Below are 15,271 nucleotides of genomic sequence, written 5' to 3'. Positions count from 1 at the left end.
GAAATAATCCGCATAGAACACCAAGCTCATCAGGATTAGCTCTACTAGGATAAAAAATATGAGGTACACTCACTCTAAGAAGCTTATTGGGGCAGAAGTGTTTTAGAGTAGTCGCCCTAAGGCGCTCTTGTCCCAAAGCATGGCGGCATAACACGCCTCTGGACAAAGACGTGTCAATGACTCTCCCAATTTAGCCGCGCCTGAATAACTTTTAGTATCTCAAAATGCGGAAAGGCACTGTTGCTACAGGTGGCGATTTTGATAAGAACTAGGCAGTTTCTTCTATCTTCAGTTCATTGTGTCGGGTTCACTTGATGCAATTTTATTTGCCGAACATTCAACTCCCCCTGAATCGCTTATGCCCCTTAGTCTCTGATGTGAATACTTAACAGCAAGTTCAAGTATTAGTTTTAAAATACTTCCAGTTATTGCTCAAGGTAGATAAATACTGTACTAAATCTTTCTGGCTCTATGTCGGCATAGCCTACCAATCATATGCAATTGACATATATATCAATATCTTACATTTAGATCTTTATCAACATAACTAAAGTATTTAGCTGGTAAATTGCACAAAAATAATATGCATTTAAGTGAAAAAAAATGAAATACATGGCCATTGGATTAGTGCTAATCGCAAGCTCGGTATTTGCCAATCCACTCGATAACCTTAACTGGGAATATGAAGGTATATATGACGTACCAAATCAAGACGCAACGATCCTAGTTATGACTGAGCAGTCTTTGGTTAGAGGTGATGACGCAGCAATTTTAGAAGAAGAAATTAATGGAGTTCCTAGCTCTCCAAATGCAGTTCTTTTAAACCAAGATTTAAGCAGGTTTATTATAACAGAAAGCAGACCTGGCTTTATAAAAATGGATGATTGGGAAGAAAGTATTGATAGCAATGATTTACTTCAAGAGCTTATCGATAGTACAGAGGATGATAATAAGCATAGGAAAGGCGCGCTTCTCTTTATTGATGGATGGGCAGAGAAACCAACATTAAACAAGAAAGAAGCAACGATGTATTATGCTATAAGGGCGCACAGTAGTGAGAATGAGAAAATAGTTAATGCAAGAGCATTGAAATTATCTAGAGAAGGTTATAGTCAAATCACTTGGGTAGGATCTCAAGAGCAATTTATATCAGCGGAAGATAACTTAGCGCCGACTCTAGAACAGCTAAAGTATGAAAAAGGCCATACCTATAAAGACTTTGTTCCAGAGACTGATACGGTTGCAGCTTTTGGAGCTGGTGCTTTGATGTACAAATTGATCACAGGAAAGGTTGCAGGTAAAGGTGGATTAGCTATTGGAGCTCTCTTACTCGCCTTCGGGAAAAAGCTATGGTTTCTTATATTCTTGCCTGTGGTTTGGTTAAAAAACAAACTATTCAAAAAAGACAAATAGCAGTGAGGTTAATTACTGGGGCTACTGTACTATTTAGTCCAGATATCCTCGCAGTCATCAATAAGTGCACGCAATTTGGCCAGTTGCGAGATATTACTGCCAACGAGAAACACAATGATGCATACGAAAATTACAAGCTGAGAACATCGTCTGCGCACACTTTTGGGAGATTCCTTTCACTACGCTGTTAGTCGCAACCATGAGAAAAAGTACTGTAATTTCAGTGTCACGATTTGTCACTGAGTCATTACGTTAGTATTTAAAGGGGCACTTTCGTGCTAGAAAGTGCCACAGGTAAAAATTAAGCCTATGAAGCTTCTGGACATAAACGATTTAGATCTATACCTCTAAATTGTTTATACAAGATCAGACAAAGTATCTCGAAACCTTAAATGCTTGTTAGCTTAAAAACACCACTGCATTATTTAAGGCATGAATGCCAAATGTAACCCCAAATGCCGATTTAAATGATTTTTGACGCCAAATTAAATAGGATATTGAAAGAATAAAAAACAAGAAAAGTACGCCAAATCCGTTTAGCACGCTGTTAAAAGTATGTGCTGCGGCCCATGTCAGCGCGCTAATTACTGAAGTCATCACTACTTCAAAATTAAACATTTGTATAAGCTTTAATATTGGAACCATTAGAAGCGTTTCGACAGCCGGAGCTAGAATAATCAAAAACAATAATGACGATTCCTGTCTATCATCCGGAGCAACAAGTTCAGAACCCCAAACGTATGACGCAGCGAATACTAAAGGAAAAGTCACACAAGCATGCAATAGATATGATTTCACTACATATCCGATTTCACTTTGGTTTGTATTAAATAAAAAACTAAATATTTTCATGCTCACTTCCATGTTTAAGCTAACGCAGAGCTAAGTAGCGCAAACGCCGCACCTACAAAGCCCACAAAACTTCAAACCAAAAATGCCATAGGTTACAGCGTCTGCTTGAATGACTTGTTAGTAACGGAGGCTCCGTTGCACGCTGATCTCTCAGCAATCACCAATCTCAACTAAACATGACACCCTATCCACACCCGGCCTGCTGCACACAGAAGTCACCAAAACAGGTGTCTCCTCAAAATCGAAACTAATGTGTGGCACTGACCGCCGAACAAATAAACTCGTTAAAATTCGTGAACTATTGGCGGCGTTGCACCAAAGAAACCTACAGATTTTCAGCGAATGTATCCGCTTTGAAACCCTCGGAATAGCGGCACAAAATGAATTACCACTCATAAAATTTGAGGACTTAAACAGCTGGCTTACTAACGCCGCAATAACACGTTTACTACGACACAGACTTAGTTGAATTTTACTGCCTTAATCACTGAAACTAAAGACAAACCTACAACGCCGAATGTAGTAAATCGTGTTGATTGCTTTGTTATATGATTTTTCTAACCACTACGTGACAAGCTTTACTATTATGCCCTGTCATCGTTTGATTATTAACAACGATAGACTTTTCTAATACAGACCCATCAACTATATTTTCAATTTCAGCTTGAGAACCGTGCCACATTGGAACCCCAACACCAGAAGTAAAAAAAACACTTTCATCAGAGCAAAATTCAGCTAAATAAATGACTCCATTTGGTTTTAAAATTCTTAGTAGCTCAGAAACAACATTTACCCTAGCTTGCTCTTCTGGAATGCACGTAAAAACGGCACATGTAACAATAGCATCAAAGGAAGAATCAGAAAAAGGAAGCGGTGAACCTTTTGAGTAGTTCAGCTCTAGATGCGGGAATTCATTGTTCCCACGATTAATCATTTCCAATGAAGAATCAACACCACAAATACTTTTATAACCTAAGTCATAAAGCTCATTAGTTACTCTTCCATACCCGCAACCAAAATCGAGAACTTGGCTAGAATATGGAACTGTATTAATAAGTAACTCGCTGATTAATTGAAGATTAAACTCAACTTTATCAGCAACATCATCCCAATTACTCAAAGATTTCTCCTTAAATCATATAACGCCGCAATAACACGTTTACTACGACATAGACTTAGCTGAATTTTACCGCCTTAATCACTGAAACTAAAGACAAACCTACAACGCCGAATGTAGTAAATCGTGTTGATTGCTTTGTTATATCGAGAATGCTAACTTACTATTTTCTTTGACATATTGTAGCCAGAAATAGAAAAACCAACCTCTTGATACAGCTTTAACGCTCTTTGATTTTGATATGCAACTCGTAATTTTATTTGCTCAATACCAATCGATTTTAATTGTAACTCAAGAGCAGTAATTGCCAATTTTCCATAACCATTATTGCGGCAGTTTGGAAAAATAAAGAAGTCATAAATAAACGTCGACTTATCATTTGCGTTAATCGAATGCCACAAATAACCAACCAATTCTGAACCTAATTCAATGCACAATAATTCATGCTCATTAGTTTCCAAACCATTAGGAAAACTACGAAGAAGATCCTGATTAGCCAATTCGAGCGCCCTATCCATTGAGTGACCATAGTTTTCAGCTATTTCACGGCTATAATCATCAATGAAATATTCACAATACGCAGGATATTCATTTGTGGTCATTGATCTAAGCTGAATCATATTTAATCCTTTAAAACGATGTACTTAAAAAAACGATATAACATTTTAATATCGTGCCAGCACGAATTGATGTATTCAGCATATCGCAAGCACTCTCTCTAACCAACTGAAAAGTATGCATATAATTCAGTTTAGATCTAATTTTAAATTAAAAAGCGTGCGAGCACATATTGCTTCCGATTCAAGGCACTTTATCAATCAAAAACTTCCCTTTGTTTTCTACTATTCAACAGCCTAGAAATAGTGAGCAACATATTCGTACGTAACTGTGATTGAAGGTCAGTCTGTTATGGATTAGAAAATTTAACTACGTTGTTGGATCTCTAGGTATGAGGAAAAGTAAGGCAAGTTGCAGGGTTTGAAACTGAGTTCAATCCCTCTCTGGCTCACTTTGGGGCAGAACTTTGTTAACCGTACTTCTCACACAACTGTGATCACCAAGCGATTCTGGACAGAAATAGCTTAGAGTTGATCTTCGAGCTGATTTGATCAACAACGCCACTCCTGATTAAAAAAATCTAAGGCGTAGTGCACCTTTCTATAGCTTGAATGCTCCCATCCTCGATTGGAGATTATGAGCTAGACTACTGATTTCCTGACACGCTATAGCGGTTTGTGAAGTGCCTTCTGCCATTTCTGAGGATGCTGAATTAATATGCTCCACACTTCGATTTAACTCTTCTGACACTGAGTTTTGCTCACTACATGCTGTTGCAATATGAGTACTCATCTGAGCAATATTCTCGACAGAGTGTTCAATCATATCAATTTGTTCTCCAGCCTCATTGACTTGGTCAACACATGTAGCGATACCACTCTGACACTCCCTGCTTGCCTCCCCCATTTTGATGGTTTTTTCTTGTAAGTCTTCAACAATATCGACAATCTGCGTTGTAGATTCTTGCGTTCGTTGAGCCAGAGAACGAACTTCATCAGCTACTACAGCAAAGCCTCTCCCTTGCTCTCCTGCTCTAGCAGCTTCTATTGCAGCATTCAAGGCTAATAGGTTCGTTTGTTCCGCAATCCCTCTAATAACATCAACAACAACATTAATGCTACTTGAACTATTTTCTAGATCACTTGCCAATTCATCTGTGTTTTGTATTGTTTTAGTGACCTTATCAATTTCTTGGATTGTTTTATTTAAAATCTCGGTTCCGTGCTTTGCAACTTCAGTTGCTGAGTTTGCTGAGGTAGCTCCACTTTCTGTATTCTGCGCTACCTCGTTAACTGCGGCCTGCATTTCTGTCATGGCCGATGCAACAGAACTCAACTCTAATTGTTGATTTTGCATTCCTGAAGCCGTTTGAGCTGATATTGCACTCACCTCTTCCACCGCTGCTGTTAATTGAATTGTAGAATCACTCACCTCTGAGACTAAAGAATGCAAATTATTTTGCATTGATACTAACTCTTTCAGCAAAGTACCAAGTTCATCTTCAGTTAACTCTCTTTCGTCAATTGTATTATTCAACTGACCTTTAGCTATCTGAGAAGCAAACCATAAAGCTCGATTAACCGGTTTACAAACTACTCGAGATAACAGAACTGACGAAAGAATTATCATACCGATAATGACTAAGGAACCAGCGGCGGCAGTAAGTTGAGTCGATTGAGATTCACTTTGTACTTCTACTTTTAGCTGATTTATAAGCTCATCATTTAAGCTAAGCGTATTGTCCAAGCTAGTAAGAGCTTTTGTATATGTAGTGAAACTAGATAAAACAACTTCATTTGCTTTTTTTGCCTTACCTTGTGCAAGTAAATAATTATATTGCTGCGTTTCAGAAATATAACTATTCCATGTATCTTTAAATACTTTAAAAGAACGCTTTTCTTGCTCACTCAGCGCTAGAGCTTCATACGACAAAATACCTTGTTGAACATTTTCCCTCCATTGTTCAAGCCCCTCTATCCATTCCGCGATTTTGGGATGCTTTGCATTTGACAGAAGCGAAAATTCATCTTTACGAACTTTTGTAATATCAACTTGAATACCTTTAAGCAAGGCAACCGATGGCAGGCTTTTATCAGTTAATATCGCTGTGTTTTTATTCAGTGATAATAAACTCGACATCATCACTACAGAAACAACTGCAAAAACCAGAAATACGGCTAAGTAACTCAACCCAATTTTCTTTACTACACTTAAATCTTTAATACTCATCAATGAACCCACATTTATTCTAAAAATAACGCCATGACTAATGGCACATTACCTACCTTAACAACCGAGGAGTGAGAATAAAAATCGTTACGCCCTTATTCATCGAGTGTAATATAGCCGAATATTGGCTGAATTAACATCAACTTAGCGTGAATTCGATACAGCAGTTCACTTTTAACTAGAATATGGTGGTATTTTCGTTAAAAAATAGAGTAAATACCTCAGTTGAATGAGGTTGTATAAAAAAACCATAATTTAGTGTCAATTGAGCAGCAGGGCGACCGCATGAGTGCCTAGTTTTTCACCGCCTGAGTAAAACCAGCACTTAATACTGCCTCTAGAATGGTTGTATTCATCATGCATCGCTTTTGCTTCCCAACAATGCTTAGCTTAGTTGGCTCTTCTCTGAGCATATTTAAGCTCATATGACGCAAGCAAGATAGATTCTCCGCTCCATGGTCTTTGTATATCTGGCACGCATCCTCATTCATACTGACATCAAGTACCCAATGCATTGACTCTATATCCCAAAGCTCTCTAACTGCCATCGCAGCTTGCTCTGCGCTTAGCACTTTGGAGCTGATATAGTAACGATACTCTAGGTCGATTACTTTTCATTTCTCAATACGGAAGTTTTCAACCATTATAATGCTCTTCAAGTCTTTCCAACGAGAGAAGTTACCTTCCAGTTTTGTACTGTCAAAAACTGCTGTTGCGGATCACAATAACCTATTAGCTTTCTTAGCACTTTGAGATAGGAGCCTAACCTGTGCTTTTTGTCCGATATAAAACATTGTTCTACGTTTCAGCCCCAATTAAACTGTTTTTATATACAGTAATTTTAGGCTTTATTATGTCTATCCGCAATTTAAAAGATGGTTCTACCAAACCTTGGCTCTGCGAATGTTACCCGAATGGGCGAATGGGGAAACGTGTTCGTAAAAAGTTTACGACTAAGGGAGAAGCAAAGGCTTTTGAGCTTCACACGATGAAGGAGATTGACGATAAGCCATGGATGGGAAGTAAACCCGATCACCGTAGAATGAGCGAACTGTTAGACGCTTGGTGGACCATACACGGTCATACGTTGAAATCGGGTAAACAAGCTCGGGGGCTAATAGCCAAGACAATTGAAGAATTAGGGAATCCAATTGCCTCCCACTTTAAAGAACGAGACTATTTAGACTATCGTGCAGCGCGAATACCCTACCGTGGCAAAAATAAATCTATTAAGATTTCACCAACAACACATAACACGGAATTGATTTATCTAAAGGGAATGTTCAAGAAACTGATTAAATACAATCAATGGAAATACCCCAATCCACTTGAAGCTATCGAAACAATCAAAACAAGTGAGAAGAACCTAGCATATCTAACCAAGCCACAAATTGAAGAGTTCTTAGTTAACCTGAAAAATTTCAACCGAGTCATTACAGTCTCGATTCCACAGCTCATTGTAATTTCTAAGATTTGCTTAGCCACCGGTGCCCGTATAAGTGAAGCTCTAACTCTTACCCGTTCACAGGCAGCTGAATTTAAACTGACTTACACCGAGACAAAAGGTAAGAGGAATCGAAGTGTGCCCATCTCCCCAGCTTTATATCAAGAGATCTTAGATATCGCCGTGAGCGACCATGAAATTTTTAACACGAGTTACAAGGACGCCTGGCGCTACATTAAAAGAGCTTTACCAGAGCACGTACCGAGTGGGCAAGCAACGCATGTTCTACGGCATACCTTTGCTTCGCATTTTATGATGAACAAAGGGGATATCTTGGTGTTACAGCGTATTCTTGGCCATACTAAGATCGAGCAGACAATGGCGTATTCTCATTTTGCTCCAGAACATTTGATACAAGCTGTCCACCTCAATCCATTAGAGAATTAATGGCGACAAAGTGGCGGCAGACACTGTAATCTACCGTTATTTAGCGGTTTTATTCGTAAAAAAGGCGACAGTTTTCACTGTCGCCTTTTGCTATTTAGAGCCTAATTTTTCTATTCCCAATCAAGAATAACCTTGCCAGAAAGCCCACTACGCATAGCATCGAAGCCAGCTTGGAAATCATCAATTTTAAAGTGATGAGTAATGATTGGTGATAGGTCTAAACCTGACTGAATCAAAGAAGCCATCTTGTACCAAGTTTCGAACATCTCACGGCCGTAGATACCTTTGATAACCAAGCCTTTGAAGATTACTTGGTTCCAGTCTACCGCCATGTCTGATGGTGGAATACCTAGTAGAGAGATCTTACCGCCGTGGTTCATGTTAGTCAGCATGCTGTTGAACGCAGATGGGTTACCAGACATTTCTAGACCTACATCGAAGCCCTCAGTCATGCCAAGATCCGACATTACGTCTTCAAGCTTCTCTTCCATCACGTTTACTGCGCGAGTCACACCCATTTGACGAGCAAGGTCTAGACGGTATTCATTTACGTCAGTAATTACAACGTGACGAGCACCAACGTGCTTAGCAACAGCAGCAGCCATGATACCGATTGGACCAGCACCAGTAATTAGCACGTCTTCGCCTACTAGGTCGAAAGAAAGCGCTGTGTGTACTGCGTTACCAAACGGGTCAAAGATTGATGCTAGATCGTCAGAGATTTCTGCAGGGATCTTAAATGCGTTGAACGCAGGGATCACAAGGAACTCAGAGAACGCACCAGTGCGGTTTACACCTACACCTGTTGTGTTACGACAAAGGTGAGTACGGCCGCCACGGCAGTTACGACAGTGACCACATGTGATGTGACCTTCGCCAGATACACGGTCGCCGATTTCAAAACCACGAACTTCTTGGCCGATGCCAACAACTTCACCCACGTATTCGTGACCTACCACCATAGGTACTGGAATTGTGTTTTGTGACCACTCATCCCAGTTGTAGATATGTACGTCTGTACCACAAATTGCAGTTTTCTTAATACGAATAAGAAGATCATTATGACCCATTTCAGGTTTTTCAACCTCGGTCATCCAGATGCCTTCTTCAGGCTTAAGCTTAGAAAGTGCTTTAATTTTCATAATGTTATCCAGTTCATCTCGCCTAACAGTAAGGCGAGAATCAAAAATCTATATGTTCTATTGGGTGTTGTTCTATCTAATCAAAGGATGCAAAGGCACCCCTTTAAAATTAGATGATAGCCATGTCTTTACCAACTTGGATGAACGCATCAATTGCGCGATCCAGTTGCTCACGAGAGTGCGCAGCAGACATTTGCGTACGGATACGAGCTGCGCCTTTTGGTACTACTGGGAAAGAGAAACCTACCACGTAGATGCCTTTCTCTAGTGCGCGCTCTGCGAATTCAGCCGCAACTTTTGCATCACCCAGCATGATTGGGATGATTGCGTGGTCAGCACCGCCCATAGTGAAACCAGCTGCTTCCATGCGAGTACGGAAGTGAGCAGAGTTTTCCCATAGTTGAATGCGTAGGTCGCCAGATTCCGCTAGAAGATCTAGAACGCGGATAGACGCCGATACGATTGCAGGTGCAACAGAGTTAGAGAATAGGTATGGACGAGAACGCTGACGTAACCAGTCGATTACTTCTTTCTTACCAGAAGTGTAACCGCCTGAAGCGCCACCCATTGCTTTACCAAGCGTACCTGTGATGATGTCGATACGGTCAACAACGTTATGGAACTCGTGAGTACCCGCGCCGTTTTCACCCATGAAGCCAACTGCGTGAGAGTCATCAACCATCACTAGTGCGCCGTACTTGTCAGCAAGATCACAGATAGCAGGAAGGTTAGCGACTACGCCGTCCATTGAGAACACACCGTCAGTTACGATAAGCGTGTGACGAGCGTCTGCTTCTTTAGCTGCGATAAGTTGTTGCTCTAGCTCTTCCATGTTGTTGTTCGAGTAACGGAAGCGCATTGCTTTACATAGACGAACACCATCAATAATAGATGCGTGGTTTAGAGCATCAGAAATGATTGCGTCTTCTTTGCCTAGAATCGTTTCGAATAGGCCAGCGTTTGCATCAAAGCAAGATGTGTAAAGGATAGTGTCTTCTTTACCAAGGAACGTAGATAGCTTTTGCTCTAGTTCTTTGTGAGAGTCTTGAGTACCACAGATGAAACGTACTGAAGCCATACCAAAGCCGTGCTGATCCATACCATCTTTAGCTGCTTCGATAAGAGCTGGGTGATTAGCAAGACCTAAGTAGTTGTTTGCACAGAAGTTTAGTACTTCTTCACCAGTCGAGATAGAAACCGCTGCTTTTTGTGCAGAAGTGATAATGCGCTCAGACTTGTAAAGACCTTCTTCTTTAACTTCTTCGATTTGAGTTTGAATCTGTTGGTAAAATGCAGAAGACATTGTCTATTCCTTCCTAATTATTATTCAGCAGCATCGCGCGCCGCATTATGTAGGGGATGTAAACGATTTCAATTCGATCATTTACACTGTAAAACTTATACCCCTATTCTAGTTGAACATCCCCTTCTCGATTATCCCTTTAGTTGGAAAAACATTAATGAATCGCAGGCACGAATAATGGTTCATCCCAGTGACACAGGGCACATAAACGCGTCTTACCTGCTCTTTTTAACGTCAAATCCCCTTCCGTTTGTGTCTAATTTCACTTTCATATCAGATCTCTATTTTTCATCTCAGAACGATATGGTGATGATTATCCGCTTCTCTTAGAATGTGCATCAGCAACTCCGCTATACAGATGAAAACCGATGAGATGAAAAGCAAAACACGCCAAGCAATCAGAGCAATCACGCCAAGTGATTAATGAAATTGATTCACAAATCAGAAGAGATCACTCACAATTGTCAATAAGCTCACCGTTGCAACTAGCCCTACTGGACACTTATGATTAACCCAAAACTCATCGCCCTACTTCCCGATCTCGCCTCGTTTATCTTAGTTGTGAACGAAGGTAGCTTTACCGCTGCAGCAAAGCAGTTAGGGGTGACACCCTCAGCGTTGAGTAAATTGATCACACGTCTAGAAAAAGCACTCTCAGTAAAGCTGTTTGAACGTACCACTCGTACATTGATCATCACGCAAGCAGGCCAGTTGGTATACGACCAAAGCGTGGTCATGATTAATGCGGCGCAACAAGCGGTTGAGCTGTCTACCTCCGACCATACTGAACCTGCAGGCTCTATAACGGTAGCGGCGCCTGAGGCGTTCTTGAACTCAGTGCTACAGCCTTTTGTTGTTCCATTTTTAAATCAGTATCCAGAGATTCAACTCAAGCTAAGGGCAGCTGATGGCGACATCGACATATTGCGCCAAGGCATCGACATTGCCTTTCGCCTTACCGACAAACCTGACGAGAGTTTGGTATTGAAAGAACTCGGAAAAACAAACCTCGTGTTATGTGCGAGCCCGGACTATTTAGATGCCAAAGGAATCCCTCACCACCCTACCGAGCTTTCTGAGCACGACTGCTTATACCTTGCAGAAACAGATAAAGACCACATTTGGGACTTTCTTAAAGATGATGAATTTCACACGGTACCCGTCACTGGGCGTTACGCAGTTAACCACTCGCAGATGCGACTGAAAGGTGTAAAAGAAGGTCTAGGCGTCGGTATTTTCCATGACTTCGTGATTCAAGATGCGTTGGCTGAAGGCTCCGTGGTACAAGTGTTGGAAGATTGGACCATCAAGAGTAATTACCATGGCGCTATCGCGATGCAGTTTGCTCAAACCAAGTACATGCCCGCTCGACTGCGTGTATTCATTGATTACGCGATGGAGCACTTGGGTGACAAGCTGGCAGGAGAAATAAACTGATGCTGAAAGGAATACACCACGCCGCCATTATTTGCTCAGACTACGAAGTCTCTAAGCGTTTTTATACGGAAGTTTTAAAGCTTGAAGTGATTGCGGAGAATTATCGTGAAGCACGTCAGTCGTATAAGCTCGACTTGGCACTGCCTAATGGCGCTCAAATAGAATTATTCAGCTTCCCTGACGCACCTGAAAGACCAAGCTTTCCGGAAGCTCAAGGGCTGAGACATTTGGCCTTTTGTGTTGATGACATTCAACATGTCAAAAGCTACTTGGAAGAACAAGGCATTGAAGTCGAACCGATTCGAGTGGATGAATTTACGGGGAAATCATTTACGTTTTTCGCAGACCCAGACGGCCTGCCGCTTGAGCTTTATCAGATCTAAAGCTGTATCAGATCTAAAGCTTTATCAGATCTAGAGCAGTATCTAGTCTAAAGTCTTCCTCACAGAAGAAGAGCTCATCTGATTAATAAAACGGACCTTCTCAAGTCGAGAAAGTCCGTTTGCATGTCAATTAACTCAACGCGGTCTTGAATCTCTCAACGCGTGAAAACAGTAACCAATCCAATAGCATTGCAGTCACAATCGTTGCACCCGCGAGTGGAAACAGTACCGAAATAACAACCACAGTCACTAAACCCGCTTTCCATAAGCCTGCATCACCAAATTTCGGTGGAGTTCCCAACTTTCTTTGGCCTGAAGGTCTGCGCATCCACCACATTACTCCACCAGTCACTGACACCAAAATGAATGCCAAACAGAACAACGCATTTAGAAGCTTATTAATGATGCTGATGTCACCTTGGTGCAGAGAAATACCGACGGCTAAGGTTTTGGCGAATAAATTGTAATCTTGCCACGTCACCTCTCCTAGAATGCGCCCTGAGTATTGGTCGAGGTGAGTCGTGCGATCTTGGGTTGGGTCGATAATGTCACCGCCCATGGTATTGGCAGCCACGGTGTAAACGCCCGTTTCTGATCGCGGGAAATTGACTTTATATTGCGTAAAACCAAGAGATTGAGCTTTTGCTATCACATCATCAATCGAGAAATTACTCGCAGATAATACATGCTGAGAATGATCCTCACCCATCTTAGAATGATCATGAGCTTCAGACGCTTCTTCTACTTGATGGACGTGTTCTTCTGGCTTATCTTGAGACAAAGGCAGTGGAGTTTGCTCTAGGTTCCAAGGCATTTCCTCTTCAGACCCGTGATTTAAAGAAGCATGCGTTTCGTTAGACAGAGGAATATCGTCCCACATTTGAGCAGGAAAAGTACTCCATGCTTGCACTAGCTTACCGCCCCAAAAACCTGTCCATGATAATCCCGATAGAATAAATAACAGAAGAATGAATGACAGTGTTCCACCGATGTTCGCATGCAGATCACGCATTAAAATACGCGTTCCTGAACCAAATCGAAGCTTAAGAAAACCAGCGCGGCTCGCGTTATCTCTCGGTAACCATAAGTAAATACCACTGATGAGCAACAGAATAGACAAGCTTATTGCGACTTCAATTAGATAATCACCCCAATCACCAATCAACAAAGTGCCGTGAATGTCATTCGCTAGCTGATACAGGCTATCGCTGCGGGGGATTTCTCCTACCACTTCGCCAGTGTATTGATTCACCGTGGCGAAAACGGAAGTGCCATCTTCAAGTGATACAGAAAATCGGTTCGCAAGATCAGGGACTTTGCTCGGTACAAACTGTGTCACCGTACCTTGTGGGTAGTGATTTTGTACGGCAGCTAATTGTTGTGACACCTTGATCGGTTCGCCCGATGCAACAATTTCAATCGCGTCTTGATGGAAAGCAAGTTCGATTTCATCGTCAAACAGCATCACCAAACCAGTAATACTCAACATCAACATAAATGGGATAACGAATAGCCCAGCATAGAAGTGCCAGCGCCAAGTGAGGAAGTAGAGAGTTTTATTGCGGTCTTTGCTTTTTATATTGGTTTTCGAACCAGTTGTTGCACTGCTTTTAGACTGCGAAGTTGCTTGTGCTTTCGCAGGGGTTTGAGATTCATTTCTCAACATTATTATTTCCTTTGACACACGCAAACATACCTTCTGAAAGATCAGAAAGTAATTTGAGCATGTTTAACTTTACTTAATACTTTATTTTTTAATTATTTTAGTGGGTTAGGTTTAAGCAGTAACAAAGGGAGGGCCGCGCGGGGCTTGCCTCATATAGCGTTCGCTTAGAGCCAAAAAAGCGTAGCTGTCTGAGACAATAGAACTCAGTCGAGTTGTCAGTAGTGTAGTTGGAAGTTCATCTTGGTGAAACGTGGAAAAATGGCTAAAGGGACACGGCTTTCCTTTATGAGTATTAGGTTCACCTTCTTCAATTTGAACCAGTTCAAAGCCATTGACCGTACATAACGACGCCCATACTCCCGCACTATTACCATGAGCATTGATAACAGGCATTAATGTCACCAGCACCCAGCTTAATGCTGTAGCAAGTAACATGGAGAAGTTGAACGAGGTTCGGCGCATTATTCCAAATCTTTATAAATTTCCCTTATTATGAGGGACTTGGAATATAGGTAAACGTAAAGATTAACAGCAAGTTAAAAAATTGAAGCTAACGCACACTCTTTTTAGTTAAAAACTGGTTACAACCAAAGAGCCAAAAGAATGTTACGCGTCTATTAGCAGTAAAATGTCTAGAAAAATAGCAGTAAACTGTTTAGAGAAACGACAATAAAAAACGCCGCCTTACACCTTCCCCTAAAGAGGGTAATGTAAGACAGCGTTTTAGAAATCGAATCTTGAGGTTTTGCTCTTTGTTACGTATCTAGCAAACTCAATTGATTAGAAAATTAACCGAAGATCTTGCTCCAAATGCTTGGATTACGCTTCTCATGGTACTCTTCACGAAGGCCGTCAATAGTACGAAGTTCCTGCTGTGCCGACTCTAAGTCACCTTGGTCTAGCTTCTGCTCAATGCTATCCAATGATGCACTGATCTTTTTGAAACCTTCCATGAAGTTATCTTCTTTCTCTATTGGGTAAACACCCGTTTTGAGCTCTGCCACTAGCGTATCTAAACGAACGATAGGCTTTTGCATCTCTTCAATGCTTTGAGCTTCTGCCGCTTGTTTGAACGCAAGCTTCATTTCTTGCATGTTTTTCTTAAGGTCAACATTAGCAAATGCGTTGCCAGACAATACTGAAGCAGCGATTAAGCCAGATAAAAGGATTGAGCGAGTTTTCATTATTTCTCCAAGTGAAGCGGTGTCTTTGAAGTTAGAGCCATCATTATTGTACTGTGGCACTTCGACTTTATTATTTTCGGTTAGTGTATACAAAAA

At 41.2% G+C, this 15,271-nt stretch carries 13 protein-coding genes and 1 pseudogene; 4 read left to right on the top strand and 10 right to left on the bottom strand.

The window, feature by feature from the left end:
* Positions 1 to 603 precede the first annotated feature (603 nt).
* Positions 604 to 1,413: a DUF2167 domain-containing protein gene (locus AB4513_RS16885; RefSeq protein ID WP_102257508.1), complete on the top strand. Its 810-nt coding sequence runs from the start codon at positions 604 to 606 to the stop codon at positions 1,411 to 1,413.
* A 399-nt stretch (positions 1,414 to 1,812) separates the two neighbouring features.
* Here the strand turns inward: AB4513_RS16885 and AB4513_RS16880 are convergent, their stop codons facing one another.
* From AB4513_RS16880 to AB4513_RS16860, 5 genes and pseudogenes are all read right to left on the bottom strand, one after another.
* On the bottom strand, positions 1,813 to 2,265 hold the full coding sequence (locus AB4513_RS16880) for a hypothetical protein (RefSeq protein WP_076675364.1): 453 nt from the start codon (positions 2,263 to 2,265) through the stop codon (positions 1,813 to 1,815).
* A 544-nt stretch (positions 2,266 to 2,809) separates the two neighbouring features.
* Positions 2,810 to 3,385, bottom strand: a complete 576-nt coding sequence (locus AB4513_RS16875; RefSeq protein ID WP_102257509.1) for a class I SAM-dependent methyltransferase — start codon at positions 3,383 to 3,385, stop codon at positions 2,810 to 2,812.
* 152 nt (positions 3,386 to 3,537) lie between these two features.
* A complete protein-coding gene (locus tag AB4513_RS16870; RefSeq protein ID WP_102257510.1) occupies positions 3,538 to 4,002 on the bottom strand; it encodes a GNAT family N-acetyltransferase in 465 nt (154 codons plus the stop codon).
* A gap of 538 nt (positions 4,003 to 4,540) precedes the next feature.
* The gene (locus tag AB4513_RS16865) at positions 4,541 to 6,169 is read right to left on the bottom strand and encodes a methyl-accepting chemotaxis protein (protein WP_017082422.1); all 1,629 of its coding nucleotides are present in this window, start codon (positions 6,167 to 6,169) and stop codon (positions 4,541 to 4,543) included.
* A gap of 293 nt (positions 6,170 to 6,462) precedes the next feature.
* Positions 6,463 to 6,876 (bottom strand): annotated as a pseudogene (locus tag AB4513_RS16860) (ISAs1 family transposase); the annotation flags it as partial.
* 146 nt (positions 6,877 to 7,022) lie between these two features.
* On the opposite strand from AB4513_RS16860, the gene AB4513_RS16855 reads away from it, so the two are divergent.
* Positions 7,023 to 8,060 (top strand): tyrosine-type recombinase/integrase, encoded by a 1,038-nt coding sequence (locus AB4513_RS16855; RefSeq protein WP_102257532.1) that lies wholly within the window; start codon positions 7,023 to 7,025, stop codon positions 8,058 to 8,060.
* 110 nt (positions 8,061 to 8,170) lie between these two features.
* Here AB4513_RS16855 and tdh read toward each other — a convergent pair whose 3' ends face one another.
* Together tdh and AB4513_RS16845 are read right to left on the bottom strand one after the other, a co-directional pair.
* Positions 8,171 to 9,202 (bottom strand): L-threonine 3-dehydrogenase, encoded by a 1,032-nt coding sequence (tdh, locus tag AB4513_RS16850; RefSeq protein WP_102257511.1) that lies wholly within the window; start codon positions 9,200 to 9,202, stop codon positions 8,171 to 8,173.
* 109 nt (positions 9,203 to 9,311) lie between these two features.
* Positions 9,312 to 10,505 carry a glycine C-acetyltransferase gene (locus tag AB4513_RS16845; RefSeq protein ID WP_009845597.1) on the bottom strand — a complete coding sequence of 398 codons (1,194 nt, stop codon included), beginning with the start codon at positions 10,503 to 10,505 and terminating at the stop codon, positions 9,312 to 9,314.
* A gap of 504 nt (positions 10,506 to 11,009) precedes the next feature.
* On the opposite strand from AB4513_RS16845, the gene AB4513_RS16840 reads away from it, so the two are divergent.
* Together AB4513_RS16840 and AB4513_RS16835 are read left to right on the top strand one after the other, a co-directional pair.
* Positions 11,010 to 11,942 (top strand): LysR family transcriptional regulator, encoded by a 933-nt coding sequence (locus AB4513_RS16840; RefSeq protein WP_009845598.1) that lies wholly within the window; start codon positions 11,010 to 11,012, stop codon positions 11,940 to 11,942.
* Entirely contained in the window at positions 11,942 to 12,325 is a 384-nt protein-coding gene (locus AB4513_RS16835) for a VOC family protein (RefSeq protein WP_009845599.1), read from the top strand. Before AB4513_RS16840 ends, AB4513_RS16835 begins: the two co-directional genes overlap by 1 nt.
* A gap of 130 nt (positions 12,326 to 12,455) precedes the next feature.
* Here AB4513_RS16835 and AB4513_RS16830 read toward each other — a convergent pair whose 3' ends face one another.
* The 3 genes from AB4513_RS16830 to AB4513_RS16820 form a co-directional block, all read right to left on the bottom strand.
* The gene (locus AB4513_RS16830) at positions 12,456 to 13,991 is read right to left on the bottom strand and encodes a PepSY domain-containing protein (protein ID WP_009845600.1); all 1,536 of its coding nucleotides are present in this window, start codon (positions 13,989 to 13,991) and stop codon (positions 12,456 to 12,458) included.
* A gap of 111 nt (positions 13,992 to 14,102) precedes the next feature.
* The gene (locus AB4513_RS16825; protein ID WP_009845601.1) at positions 14,103 to 14,453 is read right to left on the bottom strand and encodes a hypothetical protein; all 351 of its coding nucleotides are present in this window, start codon (positions 14,451 to 14,453) and stop codon (positions 14,103 to 14,105) included.
* A 326-nt stretch (positions 14,454 to 14,779) separates the two neighbouring features.
* Positions 14,780 to 15,175, bottom strand: coding sequence for a cytochrome b562 (locus AB4513_RS16820; protein WP_012600383.1), 396 nt, complete (start codon positions 15,173 to 15,175; stop codon positions 14,780 to 14,782).
* Positions 15,176 to 15,271: the final 96 nt, after the last annotated feature.

It is taken from the genome of Vibrio sp. 10N.222.54.E6 (assembly GCF_041473955.1).
Lineage (GTDB): Bacteria > Pseudomonadota > Gammaproteobacteria > Enterobacterales > Vibrionaceae > Vibrio > Vibrio tasmaniensis_A.
This window is presented reverse-complemented; position numbering and strand designations above follow the sequence as displayed.

What these genes read in the sequence shown, in the direction of transcription:
- AB4513_RS16870 (WP_102257510.1), bottom strand. Translation starts at nt 4,002, where the DNA reads ATGATTCAGCTTAGATCAATGACCACAAATGAATATCCTGCGTATTGT.
- AB4513_RS16835 (WP_009845599.1), top strand. Translation starts at nt 11,942, where the DNA reads ATGCTGAAAGGAATACACCACGCCGCCATTATTTGCTCAGACTACGAA.
- AB4513_RS16880 (WP_076675364.1), bottom strand. Translation starts at nt 2,265, where the DNA reads ATGAAAATATTTAGTTTTTTATTTAATACAAACCAAAGTGAAATCGGA.
- AB4513_RS16825 (WP_009845601.1), bottom strand. Translation starts at nt 14,453, where the DNA reads ATGCGCCGAACCTCGTTCAACTTCTCCATGTTACTTGCTACAGCATTA.
- AB4513_RS16840 (WP_009845598.1), top strand. Translation starts at nt 11,010, where the DNA reads ATGATTAACCCAAAACTCATCGCCCTACTTCCCGATCTCGCCTCGTTT.
- AB4513_RS16885 (WP_102257508.1), top strand. Translation starts at nt 604, where the DNA reads ATGAAATACATGGCCATTGGATTAGTGCTAATCGCAAGCTCGGTATTT.
- tdh (WP_102257511.1), bottom strand. Translation starts at nt 9,202, where the DNA reads ATGAAAATTAAAGCACTTTCTAAGCTTAAGCCTGAAGAAGGCATCTGG.
- AB4513_RS16820 (WP_012600383.1), bottom strand. Translation starts at nt 15,175, where the DNA reads ATGAAAACTCGCTCAATCCTTTTATCTGGCTTAATCGCTGCTTCAGTA.
- AB4513_RS16855 (WP_102257532.1), top strand. Translation starts at nt 7,023, where the DNA reads ATGTCTATCCGCAATTTAAAAGATGGTTCTACCAAACCTTGGCTCTGC.
- AB4513_RS16845 (WP_009845597.1), bottom strand. Translation starts at nt 10,505, where the DNA reads ATGTCTTCTGCATTTTACCAACAGATTCAAACTCAAATCGAAGAAGTT.
- AB4513_RS16865 (WP_017082422.1), bottom strand. Translation starts at nt 6,169, where the DNA reads ATGAGTATTAAAGATTTAAGTGTAGTAAAGAAAATTGGGTTGAGTTAC.
- AB4513_RS16830 (WP_009845600.1), bottom strand. Translation starts at nt 13,991, where the DNA reads ATGTTGAGAAATGAATCTCAAACCCCTGCGAAAGCACAAGCAACTTCG.